This is a genomic window from Paraburkholderia sp. BL6669N2, from assembly GCF_003387275.1.
GTDB lineage: Bacteria > Pseudomonadota > Gammaproteobacteria > Burkholderiales > Burkholderiaceae > Paraburkholderia.
Window position 1 is genome coordinate 119,625 of record NZ_QUNA01000003.1, and the last position, 13,297, is coordinate 132,921.

Sequence of the window (13,297 nt, forward strand, 5' to 3'; positions counted from 1 at the left end):
GCGCATCTGGACGTTGAGGTCCGGTGCTTAAAAAAACGGCGCAGGGGGCATGCTCCTGCGCCGCTGAGCGACTACAAGCTGGAGACCATTCCGGTACAACAAGAAACACGGCTAGACTTCGCCTATTTCTCGACGACACCGAGCAATGCCTGTTTACCGCCGACATACTTGTAGAGCGAAATCACACCATGCCGCAGATCGCCCTTGGAGTCGAACTGCGTTCTGCCGAGTACACCCTGATGATCGGTCGCGGGCATCGCCGCGAGGATTTTTTCGGCCTCGGTCGATTGCGCGCGCTTCATCGCGTCGACGATGACACCCACCGCGTCGTACGCAAACGGTGAATTCAGAACCGGCGCGTAACCAAAGCGCTTCTTGTAGCGCTCGACGAATGCCGGCCCACCGGCCATCTTCAGCAACGGCGCGCCAGCAATCGAGCAAATGACGTTGTCGGCTGCGTCGCCAGCGAGTTTTGCGAGGTCATCGGCGCACAATCCGTCGCCCGCAAGCACTTTCACTGCTATGCCCAACTGCTTCGCCTGTTTCGCGAACGGTCCGCCCGTGCCGTCGAGCCCGCCGTACATGATGGCGTCCGGCTTTTCGCCCTTGATCTTCGTGAGAATCGCCCGGAAATCCACGGCCTTGTCGGTGCTCGCATCGTGCGACAGCACCGTGATGCCGTTGGCTTTCGCCTGATTTTCAAATTCGACGGCAAGGCCTTGGCCGTAGGCGGTCGAGTCGTCGACGATCGCTATCGTCTTGACTTTAAGCGTCTTGGCCGCATAGTCGGCGAGCGTCGGACCTTGCTGCGCATCGGTCGCCACCACCCGATACGCGGTCTTGAATCCTTGCTGCGTATACACCGGGTTCGTAGCGGATGGAGACACCTGCACGATGCCTGCGTCGCTGTATATCTTTGACGCCGGAATGGTGGAGCCGGACTGCATGTGGCCGACCACGGCGACGACCTTGTGGTCAACCAGCTTCTGGGCGACCTGGGTGGCCTGACGCGGGTCGCCGGCGTCGTCCTGCGCGTCGAAGACAAGCATCACCTTTTTTCCGCCAATCGCGAGACCCCTCTCGTTGATCTCCTCAATTGCGAGGCGGGCGCCATTCTCGGTGTCCTTGCCGAGATACGAAGCGGGTCCTGTCACGGGCGCAGCCTCCCCGATCTTCACTGTCTCGTCGGCACGGGCAACTCCCACCGCGGCCGCAGCCAACATCCCCAGAATGCCGACCGTCGCCATGCAGCGACCCGTGGTTGTGTTTTTACGCATGCATCACCTGAAAAAAAAGTTGTGGTTGGCCAGAACGAAAGGAAAAGGCCGCCCGCCGAAGGAAACACACGGCCGTTTGCTGGATCGTTGTCGGTTTTCCTACTGCCTTCGTCCGATGATTCGCGCGCGAGGCACGGTGTCGTTGGTCAGCGGGATTGAATTTAAGTGGCCACAATCCGTTGGGATTGCATCGATCTGCCGGGAAATAGAAGAATTGCGGCAGGTCGGCTTTGCAGCGAATCGCCATTGCTCCACCGTATAATTGACGCCATCTACCTAGGAGGTCGCGCATGCTAGCCGCCGACGATCCCACCCGAGCGACTCGTTCTGCTCAGCAACTGGTCGAACGACTGGATTCGGTGCCGCGTACCGTTCAGGCTCGCCCAAGCCGTTCCGGTGCGGAACTGAGCATCGGCATTCTTCTATGGCCGCGTTTTCCGATGCTGTCGCTCGGCGGCCTTTGCGATGCGCTGCGTCACGCAGCGGACCGCGGCGACCAGAGCCGCCAACTGCGGTGCCTATGGACGATTGTGGGCGCACAGAACGAATCGATCGAAGCCAGTTGTGGAATTCCGGTACAGGCGCAATCCACGTTTCCGGACGTCGCGCAGTTTGACTATCTCGTCGTGATCGGCGGCCTGCTGCCGCATCTCGATCAGGTCGATCGACGCTATTGGGACTATCTGAAGCAGGCGGCCGAGGCCGGCATTCCGCTCGTCGGCATATGTACCGGCAGCTTCGTGCTGGCGCGTGCGGGACTGATGGAAAACCACGTAGCCTGCGTGCACAGCTTCCACCTCGACGATTACCGCCGCTTGTTTCCGACGCTGCGCGTGTCGACGCACGCCGACTATCTGATCGATGGCGTCCGTACTACCTGCGCGGGCGGCATTTCCATCGTCGAAATGGCCGCGCGCCTGATCAGCCTGCATTGCGGCCCCGACCGCGCGTCAAAGGTGATTCATCAGATGACGGTTAGCCGCGCGGGTGGTTCGTCTTTCGTTGAGCGGCGCGCGGCGCTCGGTTATATGTCGGTCGAAGATGCTACCGTGCGCCAGGCGGTGTTATTGATGGAAGAAAATTTCGAAGCACCGCTCAATATCGCCGTCATTGCAAAGATGATTGGCACTAGCGTGCGCAATCTCGAGCGGGCGTTCATCGCAGAGATGAACACATCGCCGAACGAATTCTACCGCCGGATGCGATTACGTTACGCGCGCTGGATGCTGGTCAATACGAGCCGCACGATCACGGAGATCGGTTATGAATGCGGCTTCGCGGACGCCGCCCATTTCATCCGCGTCTTTCGTGAGGCATATGGGATGACACCTGGCAAACTGCGCGCGCCGCGCGGCGCTGGCGCCATCTGACCGCCGCAGGTCGGCTTGACGCCGACAGTCTCGTTTGCACGCGCCTGTCGCGTTTCTTCTACTTTCCGGCAGATCAATGCAATCCGGTACGCCGACTGCACCGTACAGTCCGTTTAACGGGCCGGCGACAGACTTGCGGCATGCGGCCCTCCCCTCCAACACCTGAAAAAAGCGAGTGCGGCGGTATGCGGATATTGATTCTGGGTGCCGGCGTCATTGGGCTGGCCAGTGCGTATTACCTGAGTCAGGCGGGACATGAGGTCACGGTCGCGGACCGGCATCGGGACGTAGCGAACGAGACTAGCGCCGGCAACGGCGGCCAGTTGTCGTATACCTACGTCGCGCCGCTAGCCGGACCCGGTGTGGTCTCGAAGCTGCCGCGCTGGCTCACGCAAAGCGATTCGCCGGTGCGCTTTCGTCCGCAGCTAAGCATCGAACAGTGGCGCTGGTGCTTTCAGTTCCTCTCGGCGTGCACACGCGAACAGAGCGAACTCACGATACGCAAGCTGCTGCCGCTATCGTTCCTCAGCCGGACGCTGCTTCATGAACTGATCGCCGCTGAACCGTCACTCAAGTTTGACTTCATCCGCTCCGGCAAGCTCGTGCTACATCGCGACCCAAGCGCCATGCAGAGTGCGATCGGACTGCTTGAATTCCAGCGTTCGCTCGGCTGCGACCAGCAGGCGTTGAGCCCTGACGCATGCGTCGAACTGGAACCGACCCTCGCCGATTTGCGCCCTTATCTCGCGGGCGCGATCCATACCGCGAGCGAGGACACGGCCGATTGTCAGCGCTTTTGCAAGGGACTCGAAGCGTTGCTGCGCACTCGCGGCGTGCAGTTCCTGATGGACACATCGATCGAATGTCTCAAGTCCATTTCGAACGGTCGGGTCGAAGCCTGGAGCAACGGTGCGCCGCTTGCGTCGGATCATGTCGTCGTCGCCTCAGGCGCGGCTGCCGCCCACTTGCTCAGGCCCGTGGGCATCCATGTGCCGGTCTATCCGCTCAAGGGATACAGCCTGACATTCGATCTGCAACCGCAGACCGCCGCGCCTCGTATCAGCATCACAGACTTCAGCCGCAAAGTGGTGTACGCCCGGCTGGGCATGCGGCTGCGCGTGGCGGGCATCGCCGATATCGACGGCTATTCGCTCGAGTCCGATCCGGCACGGCTTGCGATGCTGCGAGCGGAGGCGGCCGCCGTTTATCCCGACGCCGTCGCAACCTGCCCGTCTAGCGACTGGATCGGGTTGCGCCCGGCGACGCCGCGGGGCACGCCTATTGTCGGACCGACGCACTACCGCAATCTGTGGCTCAACGTCGGCCATGGCGCGCTCGGCTTCACGCTTGCTACGGGTTCCGCGGCCCTGCTGACGCAGTGGTTCGCAAGCAGTAACGGCGACGAATTGCGCAGCACGTTTGCTCTTTCGCATTGAACCCCTGAGACCCCGTCTCCGTGACGTGCTCACTTCACCCAAAGATCAATATCGCATGATAGAAAAGGCCAACATCGTAGTTATTGGCACTGGCGGCACAATCGCCGGCCAAGGCAAAGCCGCGAGCAACACGTCCGCATACATGTGTTCGGTGCTCGGCATCGACGACATTCTCACCACCATCCCCCATGCGTCCCTGCCGGTGAATCTGCGTGCGGAGCAGTTGCTGCAAACCGGCTCTGAAAATTTCACCAACGAGCATCTGCTCGCAATCGGCAAGCGCGTGTCGACCTTGCTCGCGCAAGACGATATCGACGGCGTCGTAATCGCGCACGGGACAGATACAATCGAGGAGACCGCTTACTTCCTCCATCTCACGCTCAAGAGTCGCAAGCCGGTGGTGGTAGTCGGCTCGATGCGCCCGCCCTCGGCGATGAGCTCCGACGCGCCGCTGAACCTCTACGATGCGATCGCTGTCGCAGCGCACCCTTCGTCGATTGGCATGGGCACGCTGGTCGTCGCCAACGACGAGATTCACACCGCACGGGACGTTGTCAAAAGCAACAGCTTCAAAATCGAGGCGTTCCGCTCACCATACGGTCCGCTAGGATATGTGATCGACGGTCGGCCACGCTACTACCGTCATCCGGCCCGCGCCCATACGCTCGCGACACCGTGGTCTGCCGGGACGCTCGGGTCATTGCCTGCGGTCGACATTGTCTATGCCTACGGGGCGCTTGAACCGGCAACGGTGAACGCTATCGCCGCACGTGCGCAAGGGTTGATCTTTGCCGGCACTGGTAACGGCAGCGTCGCGGCTCATCTAATCGAGCCGTTGCGCAATGCGGTCCGGCGCGGCGTTCATGTAGTGCGTGCATCGCGCACAGGCAACGGAATCGTCGTGCAGAACGGAGCACAACCCGACGAGGCATACAGCTGGCTCGCCGTCGACGACCAGGTGCCCTCAAAAGCGCGCATCCTTCTGATGCTGGCACTCACCCAATCCCGCGACTTGCAAGTGTTGCAAACCGTCTTCGAGCGCTATTGAAGTGCTCACTCTTCACCAACTCTCACATACAAATCATGCACCTGATTACTGATGACGACGTGCGGCGCCTCATCACGATGCGCGACGCGATTAACGAACTGCGCCTCGCGCTTTTAGAACATGGCAGAGGTCACGCACGAATCCAACCCCGCGTCAAAACGAAGGTTGGCAACATCACCCTCAGCACAATGGGCGCGATCCTGCCGGATGCGGGTGTGTGCGGCGCGAAGGTGTATTCAACTCACGCTGGCAAGTTCGACTTTGTGATCCCGCTCTTTTCGAATGACGACGGAAGCTTGCTTTCGATCGTCCACGGCGATGCGCTTACCGAGTACCGTACCGCAGCGGTCACGCGCGTCGCATCCGAAGTGTTCGCGCGAGCCGACGCGCGGGTGCTCGCTGTGTTCGGCACGGGCCTTCAGGCCAAGGCGCATATCCGCGCCATCGTCGCGGACTCCAGCATTGAGCGCGTCCTGATCGTGGGGATCGAACGTGTCGCGCAGACGCTCGAGGAAATGCAAATTTGCTTCCCTGACAAACGCTTCGAAGCAAGCGACGCGCAAGCGGCTGTTTCGGTCGCGGACATCATTGTCACAGCTACGCGCAGCACCACACCTCTCTTCGACGGCGCGCAGGTGAAACCCGGGGCATTCGTCGCCGCAATCGGGTCGAGCAAGCCGGATGCGCGCGAACTCGACGATACGGTACTCGCCCGCGCCGGCAGGATCGTCGTCGAATCGCTGGAACAGGCACGACTCGAAGCAGGCGATCTGCTGATGGCGCAGCCGGGTATCGTCAATTGGGACCATGTGATCGAGCTTGGCCACGCCGTTTTCAACGGAACAGTTCCGTCGTTTGCTGAAGATACCACCGTATTCAAGTCGCTCGGGTTCGGGCTCGCCGATGTGGCGCTCGCCCAATTGGTCACGCAGCGTGTGATGGGCGAGCGCTTGCAGTAGATAGCTTCTCGCACCATCACGAGCCCGAAAAAGACCCGCAAGCGCGAAGGCGCGCGAAATCAGGATCGCATTGCCTTTCGCGTACCGCAGGTGCGGCATAGCGAATGATGTTTGAACGATATCGATCGGTATTCGCGGTCAGAAATACGTTGGCATGAAAGGCGGCAATGGTGCTGCATCGAGTCATTCGATGGAACGGAACGAGCGTCGCCTTTTGGGCCGAATTCGCCTATTCGCCTCCATAGGACGGACAACACGCGCGTAGCCGGGCCTTGGCTCGCACGAACCAGAACAGTATTCGTGTTGCCTCAGCGGCCACCGAGCCACCTGGTAATCGCAGGTCCCGCTCGGCAACGGATCGGCGCCGCACGGCATGATCGTCGGTCCGCATGGAGCATGCATGGATTACCGATGGCGGGCTGAACGCGATCGTCCGCGTCGATTCGAAGACTCTCGCTGTCGCGCGCTTCCCGTTGCCCAAAGACCGACAGAACGCCAACCTGAACACGGCCGTTTTCGACAAACGCGGGCACCTGTGGCTTACCGGACAAGGCGGAATCTATGGTGAGCTTGACCCAGGAAGCGGCAGCATCCGCATGTTCAATGCGCCGCGCGGGCCGGGCGCCTATGGAATCTGTGTCACCCCTGACGGCAGCTTGTACTTCGCTTCACTAGCTGGCAGCTACCTCGGCCGCATCGATCCGGTGAGCGGCACGGCGCAAGTCATCGAGCCGCCAACACCGGAACAGGGAGCGCGCCGGGTGTGGTCCGATTCAAAAGGTCGCGTCTGGATCAGCGAGTGGAACGCAGGAAAGGTGGGCGTGTTCGACCCGGCGGCGCATCGGTGGCGCGAATGGAAACTGCCGGGTTCCGGTCGCATGTGTATGCGATATTCGTCGACGACAAAGACATCGTCTGGCTCATCGAATGGAGCGCTAACGCGCTAGTGCGCCTCGACCCTCGAACGGAACGGTTCGAGATGTTTGCGCTGCCGCGCCCACACGCGAACGTACGCCAGATGAGGGAGACACTTTCTGTCAGTTTCGGTCGCCACGACATTTCACCGGTTAGACACGCGGTCCCTTGCTGCCTGCCTATCTCAACGCCGTGCTTATGAACGGCACCCCCTTTCTGCGACGGCGAGTCCGCTCACTCACTCACGCGCTGTCTAGTTCAGTCTCGTTATATAAGCTTCGGCTGCGTGTTCTGCTGCGTCGTTGGCGAGCGGGATCGCTCACTGGAGTCGATGATCCGGGAGCCTGAGCATGCGTACATGTCTGGCCTCAACGACTTCCGGAATTATCTTCTGGCCACGCAATGGGACATGAACCGGCGTGAGCTGGTGGGGCGCTCCCTGAATGACGATGGTTGTGTGCGCATTCAGGCCGATACACTGAGTTTTCAGGCGCGTATGGATCTTCTGCGCTATCTGTTGACACTTGACGCACTCGAGGTCGAGCGTGCGGAGCAGCACGACGCGGATCTTGCGTCGGGACGCATCGAGGACAACGCGGAGAATCGCGAATTGTGCGAGGTGCAGTTTGAGATGATCACACCAGCTCAACTGGTGGCGATCGACTTCATGCTGTCGATGCACCACTATGCGCCGCACGCGTTTCCGGCGTTGTCAGCATGGTACGAAGTGAACCGGCTGGGTAGACGCTACGTCATTCCAAAGGTAGAGCCTTTCCCCAAGGTTCCGGTTCCGAACCACGGCTGGTACCACGTCGGGCGTTTTGATGCCGAGGCTCCGGCTGATGGTTTGCGTGATTATCTCGCTGAGCAGTGGAATCCATATCGGCACCCCCAGCGCGTGTCGACGTATGCGCAAACGAAGCGGGGTGAGCGGGTTGTGTACTTCGAGGAAAGCGATCAACTGCACGTCGGCGCTGTACGCGCTTGTGAGTTTGTCACGTGTTCGTTCGACCATGCCTGGTACTCGCGTGTTCAGGGCCATACGGCGATCGAGTCCGCGCGCTTCTGGCTGAACGAAGCGATCCTGAAGCTGCCGGCCGGAAGCGCCCAACGCTATCAGGACATGGCGGTGCGGGGTCAATACTTCGCGCGGCTAGCGGAGCGTTTGAATCTTTCGCCGGCGGAGCTCGACCGGTATCTCATCGAAAACGCGATCAGCGACGCACAATCGCACCACGTCGAGAAGGCCCAGCTGGATCTCTTTGCGATGGCTGCGTAGCCATTGAATTTTTTCTCTATCCCTTGCGGGGCACGCCCGCGGGGGGCTGCTCCGCACTTTTTTTTGGAGTGGCAAATGACAATAGGACCACGCGTGCCCGGCATGCCGGTGCTGCAGAAAAACGCTAATGTAGATGACGGGCTGCTCGTTCGGGTGGGCATCCCGCATAGTGGCGGTCGGCTCGCATTTCACGCCTTCAACGAAGGGTATCCGGCGATGGTCTCGGCGTCCGCGTTCTGGAACCGGACGACGGGGCGCTTCCGTATCCCGCGAGCGACCGATCTGACGGAGATTGACTTCGCCCTCGATAGCGCGGGTTTCTCGGCGATGAAGCTGTTCCAGTCAAAGGGTGGGCAAAGCGGGATTGCGGGCGTCTACCCCTGGACCATGGAGCAGTACGTCGAACTGGCGTCTTCCTCCGGAGCATCCTGGGTCGCCCAGCCGGACATGTGCTGTGAACCGGAGCTTGCTGCGGATCAGGATGCAATTGACTATCGGGTGAATGCAACGGCGACGTTGCTGGAAGCCATGTTGCGCGTGGTCTATGCGTGGCAGGACCAGCTTGCGGCAACTTGCAGCGCGGAGGTCGTTCAGAACACAATCCGGATTCCTGTGCCCGTCGCGCAGGGTTTACGGATAAGTTTTGGATAAAATGCATATCAATGTAAGTTCTTGTGAAATGGACAACGCAGCTGAGCGATCGCATGGTGGCGGCATGCTCCTCGTTCGCCCGGCAACCGTCGAAATCGGGGTTTCCTCGCGACTAATCAAGCTGCAACCAAACCCGCCGCGCTCTTCGGAGCCGGCGGTTTTTTTACGCTCACAAATAGTTTGGTAAGTTTGGGAAAAAAAATGGATATCGATGTGTTCTAATTTACCGCTGATCTGTAGCTGTCTACCGATTTCTTTCTTATTTGGGCAAGCCCGCGTAGCGGGCGCGTCACCGAGTGTGGGCAACTTCGGGACCGGCTGCAGGCCGGCTGTACACAGGCTTGTCCTGTGTACAGCGAAGTTGTCCATACGGGGAGCTCCTGCTGCGGCTTGAACTGCCCGCTCAAAGTGCGACTTGAACAGAGAGCCAAATGGGAGAAGAAGAGTCGGGGAAGATCGTTAGGAAGGTTATCCTTCCCGTCCTGGCCAGGAGCTGGGTGTGCTCGGCAGAGGATATTGGCGCGCAGATGCGCGAAATCGGTAAGGACGGCTCGGCGACCGTGGCGTACCATTACCGACACGTGAGCGGCAAAAACGCGACTGATGCCGAAGGCTATATCAAGGAACACTACAACCTATTTCCGCTTGTCCTGAGTCGAGATGGCGCTCCGTGGGAGCCGGCCGTTGCATATATCTTCGGCCGACTTCAACGAAAGGCTTTTCCCAATATGCGGACCATTCACGGAATCGCGGATGACCTCGGCTACTTCCTCGATTTTTTGGAGGATCGTGGTATCGAGTACGACGATTTTCCATCGAACAAACAAAAGCGGCCCACCTATCGTTTCCATGGTTACCTCAAGCAGCAGATCCATGCGCGCGAGATGGCCCCGTCGACCGCGCAAAGACGCATGGAACCGTCATCGGCTTCTATCGGTGGTTGCTGGCTGAAGGTTTGCTCGCCCCTGAACATCCCCTCTGGCAGGAAACGGATCATTACCTGAGCTTCAAGGACGCGCGTGGGATTGCGCATGCGAAGCAGATCAAACTGACGGACGTTTCAATCTCGGCGCCACGGCAGGCCGATCCCTTCGACGGCCACATAGACGATGGTGGCAAGCTTCGCCCGTTGGCGCTGGGCGAGCAACATTGGATCATCGAAGCGCTGGTCGCGCTGCAAAATATCGAGATGCTGTTGATCCACGCACTGATGCTCACGACCGGGGCTCGCATCCAGACGGCGCTGACCTTTCGCGTTCGCCACGTCGTCCAGGAGCCGCCCTCTGGTGCTGCCGAGGTTCGCATTCGGGTCGGCTCGGGAACAGGCATCGACACGAAGAACAACAAGTTGATGACCCTTCACATTCCGTGCGCGGTCTACGAACGCCTGCGCCTGTATGCCCTCTCCGAGCGCGCAATCGCTCGACGCTTGCGGGCACAGGGGGGCGACGGACCAGACCAGTATCTCTTTCTCACCCAACAAGGCGCACCGTACTACGAGGCGGACGAGCATTCCGGCGTGTTTGACCCGACCTTCTCGCTGCGACACCGAAAGCGAGGCCAGACGGTGCGTGTGTTCATCCGCGATCATGTGCTGCCGTACATCCGCGAGCACTTCGATCGAGATTTTCATTTCCGAATTCACGATCTACGAGCCTCGTTCGGGATGAATCTGACTGACAGTGTGCTACGGCGTGTCGAGCAGAAGGATATGACCCTGCTCCAGGCCAGGCAGTTTGTCTCGACACGGATGGGCCATGAGCGGACTGAGACGACCGACCGATATCTGGGCTTCCGGCAGACAATGGACGCGATCGTCTCCGCCGTGGACGACCACGAGCAGTACATCCAGTCGTTGATCGCGATGGCTTGGGGAGGAAATCTCCATGCCGAATAATGGCGTAAGCTTTGAGGCCCGGGCGTTTGAAGTCCTCGATTTGCCGTTCGACGACGAGGTACCAATCTCACACCCGGAGCGAGTGATCCTGAAGATCGGGAGATCGACTGTCGATATTGGTTCGCTTTGCTACATCCGCCGTAGCGAGGCACGCAGGAAAAACAGCACGCGAAGCCAGATTTACCCGCGCCATGTAGACCTTTCGTCTTTCTCGTTGGAGAGATCTGAGCAAGTCACGAAATTGCTCCAGTTTCTGAACTACCGAATGATCGTAGGCGGGTACCGGCCCTCGGCAATTCAGGGCAGCTGCGGCGAAATCAGAGCGTTTATGGACTGGTGTGATGCTCGACAGCTGCACGACGCACTGAGCGGGGAGGTCGGTACCTACCGTGCCTTTGCGGAGTATGTGGAATATCTCCGCGAGCAGGTCAATAACCACACAATGCGTCAGGCCTACGCCTGGGGCACGCAACACAAGATCGGGAAGTTGCTTGAGTCGATCTTTGACCTCCATGATCTGGAGCGAGGCGTGAATCTAATGCCCTCCTCTTGGAGGGATGTGGTTCAGACGGAGCCGCCATCTGAATCCGATCTCGCGAAGCTCTGTGGGCTATGCGCGGCGGTCTTCGAAGGTATGTCGGATTTCGTTTTAAATGCCAAACCCTACCCCTTCCGGGTCGAAATGCCGAGGTATCTCGACTGGTCGGAGCAAGGGCTGTGGATATTCCCGGAGCAGCAGTGGTGCATGCCTCCTCATCTGCTTGAGCTGCGTGAGCGCCGAGCAGGACCGGCTCGGAGAAATCCGAATTACGACTACCGGAACGGCCGCGTGCTTAGCTTCGAGCAAGCTATTGCGACGCGGCGGGCCGGGAGCAAGGTGACTCGACAAGCCGCCCAGGAAGTGCTCGATCTCATTGACGCGGCGAACCGAGATCCCCGCAGTTACCACCGCCAGAAAGCTGCGATGCTGGCACACAACTGCTTCCTCGTGCTGTTCATTGCCCAAACAGGGCTGAATCCCTCTGTCGCTTGCGAACTGAAATGGGCCGACGACATGTCGGTCGATTCCGCCCAACAGGGATTTCGCGAATTGAAATGGCGAGCAGGCAGAAAGGCCGTTAGCGTTGTGGTTCGAGCTACTTTCCTCCCGCTCTTCAAAACGTTCGTGTCGCTTCGCTCCTATATTCTTGGCGGGAAGTGTCATGGCAGTCTGTTCCTTACCCGAGGTCCCAACCTTGGCCATGATCTCGGACCTGCGTCCCCGTCGACCATAAGTGCCGTGCAGACGGTCCTCAGACGCATAGACCCCGGCCTCAAGACTGTGCCGGCACGGGCGCTGCGTGCTCCAAAACAGGACTTTCATATCACCCAGTCCGACCCGGCGACTGCGGCTCAGATCATGGGGCACTCCGAGGAGATCGCGCTTCGAGCGTATTCGGCGGGCACGAAAGGCCGCCACTATGCTGAGATGTCCGGGTTCCTGGAGAGTATGAAGCGATCGGCCGAGCGGCGGGTGGTCCTCTCCGAATGCGACTCCCTCTCAGGCGCTAAAACTGGGAGTCTTGGAACATGCGTTGACTTCAATTCCCCCGTCCCGATCTCTGGCAACATTCCGATCGCACCGGATTGCCGCAAGCATGAAGGTTGCCTGTTTTGCGATAAGTACCGGGTCCACGCAGACGCTACCGATGTGCGGAAGCTGGTGAGTTGCGCCTACGTCATCGAGCAAACACTGTCCGTGCCGGGTGCCGAAGATCATTTCAGGCCGGTGCTGGAGCGTATTAGTGAGGTCCTGGGAGAAATCTCGAATCTCTCGCTGCACGCCGACATGGTCCCCCGCGTGGTGCGTGAAGTCGAGGTCGAGGGCGAACTCGATGCATACTGGGCCGAAAAGCTGACCCTGCTGACCGAAATTGAGATTGCACGATGAGCACAGCGCCGCTACCGATCAGGCGAGGCCAGGCAGCCCACGACAGTCGTTTCCGACCCAATGTCGATTTGGCTGTTCGGCTCCCAAGTGACCATGTCGTAAGCCGGACTCGCGACGGTTCGGTCGCGTCTCGCCTCGGGGATCTTCACTGGGACTGGTCCGCCTACGTGTTAAAGGGGACACGGGCAGTGTTGAGTTTCGACTACTGGAATACCCCGCTTCATCGGACTCACGCGTTGCTAACTGCCGTCCCGTCTGAGCGGCGGGAAATGGTCACTGATATGCAGCACATCATGAGCCTGGTGCTATTCAGGCGAAGGGGCTCGACCTATACATACGGAATGCTGTTCGCCTTCCTGTCACACCTGAAGCGCATGGCCCGTTTTTGTGACGAGAGCGGGCTCTAGCTTGATCAGCTTCTGGGGGACGCTGACCGCCTGGCCGCTTACGGCCGGACGATTGAAGGCGGAGCGCTCGCACGCTTTTGCGGACTCATCGGCATTCTCGTCTCCCTCGATGCAAACGAGGACATCGG

The 13,297-nt window shown here is 59.7% G+C and carries 10 protein-coding genes and 1 pseudogene; 10 read left to right on the forward strand and 1 reads right to left on the reverse strand.

Annotation, left to right across the window (positions count from 1 at the left end; translation table 11 throughout):
- Positions 1–122: 122 nt before the first annotated feature.
- Complete coding sequence (locus tag B0G80_RS44465) at positions 123–1,247, reverse strand: branched-chain amino acid ABC transporter substrate-binding protein (protein ID WP_116124077.1); 1,125 nt, start codon at positions 1,245–1,247, stop codon at positions 123–125.
- Positions 1,248–1,567: 320 nt separating this feature from the next.
- Here B0G80_RS44465 and B0G80_RS44470 point away from each other — a divergent pair, with 320 nt between their 5' ends.
- From B0G80_RS44470 to B0G80_RS44515, 10 genes and pseudogenes are all read left to right on the forward strand, one after another.
- Entirely contained in the window at positions 1,568–2,647 is a 1,080-nt protein-coding gene (locus B0G80_RS44470; protein WP_116124078.1) for a GlxA family transcriptional regulator, read from the forward strand.
- A 185-nt stretch (positions 2,648–2,832) separates the two neighbouring features.
- Positions 2,833–4,083 (forward strand): D-amino acid dehydrogenase, encoded by a 1,251-nt coding sequence (locus B0G80_RS44475; protein ID WP_116124079.1) that lies wholly within the window; start codon positions 2,833–2,835, stop codon positions 4,081–4,083.
- A gap of 55 nt (positions 4,084–4,138) precedes the next feature.
- On the forward strand, positions 4,139–5,131 hold the full coding sequence (locus tag B0G80_RS44480; RefSeq protein WP_116124170.1) for an asparaginase: 993 nt from the start codon (positions 4,139–4,141) through the stop codon (positions 5,129–5,131).
- A gap of 35 nt (positions 5,132–5,166) precedes the next feature.
- On the forward strand, positions 5,167–6,090 hold the full coding sequence (locus tag B0G80_RS44485) for an ornithine cyclodeaminase family protein (RefSeq protein ID WP_116124080.1): 924 nt from the start codon (positions 5,167–5,169) through the stop codon (positions 6,088–6,090).
- A 337-nt stretch (positions 6,091–6,427) separates the two neighbouring features.
- Positions 6,428–7,111: pseudogene (locus B0G80_RS44490) on the forward strand (lyase); the annotation flags it as partial.
- Between the two features lie 252 nt (positions 7,112–7,363).
- Positions 7,364–8,284, forward strand: coding sequence for a hypothetical protein (locus B0G80_RS44495; RefSeq protein WP_220377543.1), 921 nt, complete (start codon positions 7,364–7,366; stop codon positions 8,282–8,284).
- 93 nt (positions 8,285–8,377) lie between these two features.
- Positions 8,378–8,935, forward strand: coding sequence for a hypothetical protein (locus B0G80_RS44500; protein ID WP_181920237.1), 558 nt, complete (start codon positions 8,378–8,380; stop codon positions 8,933–8,935).
- A 431-nt stretch (positions 8,936–9,366) separates the two neighbouring features.
- Positions 9,367–9,939, forward strand: a complete 573-nt coding sequence (locus B0G80_RS44505; protein ID WP_116124081.1) for a hypothetical protein — start codon at positions 9,367–9,369, stop codon at positions 9,937–9,939.
- Complete coding sequence (locus tag B0G80_RS44510; RefSeq protein ID WP_116124082.1) at positions 9,891–10,832, forward strand: site-specific integrase; 942 nt, start codon at positions 9,891–9,893, stop codon at positions 10,830–10,832. Before B0G80_RS44505 ends, B0G80_RS44510 begins: the two co-directional genes overlap by 49 nt.
- On the forward strand, positions 10,822–12,762 hold the full coding sequence (locus B0G80_RS44515) for a hypothetical protein (protein WP_116124083.1): 1,941 nt from the start codon (positions 10,822–10,824) through the stop codon (positions 12,760–12,762). Before B0G80_RS44510 ends, B0G80_RS44515 begins: the two co-directional genes overlap by 11 nt.
- Positions 12,763–13,297: the final 535 nt, after the last annotated feature.

What these genes read in the sequence shown, in the direction of transcription:
- B0G80_RS44465 (WP_116124077.1), bottom strand. Translation starts at nt 1,247, where the DNA reads ATGGCGACGGTCGGCATTCTGGGGATGTTGGCTGCGGCCGCGGTGGGA.
- B0G80_RS44475 (WP_116124079.1), top strand. Translation starts at nt 2,833, where the DNA reads ATGCGGATATTGATTCTGGGTGCCGGCGTCATTGGGCTGGCCAGTGCG.
- B0G80_RS44480 (WP_116124170.1), top strand. Translation starts at nt 4,139, where the DNA reads ATGATAGAAAAGGCCAACATCGTAGTTATTGGCACTGGCGGCACAATC.
- B0G80_RS44485 (WP_116124080.1), top strand. Translation starts at nt 5,167, where the DNA reads ATGCACCTGATTACTGATGACGACGTGCGGCGCCTCATCACGATGCGC.
- B0G80_RS44515 (WP_116124083.1), top strand. Translation starts at nt 10,822, where the DNA reads ATGCCGAATAATGGCGTAAGCTTTGAGGCCCGGGCGTTTGAAGTCCTC.
- B0G80_RS44495 (WP_220377543.1), top strand. Translation starts at nt 7,364, where the DNA reads ATGTCTGGCCTCAACGACTTCCGGAATTATCTTCTGGCCACGCAATGG.
- B0G80_RS44505 (WP_116124081.1), top strand. Translation starts at nt 9,367, where the DNA reads ATGGGAGAAGAAGAGTCGGGGAAGATCGTTAGGAAGGTTATCCTTCCC.
- B0G80_RS44470 (WP_116124078.1), top strand. Translation starts at nt 1,568, where the DNA reads ATGCTAGCCGCCGACGATCCCACCCGAGCGACTCGTTCTGCTCAGCAA.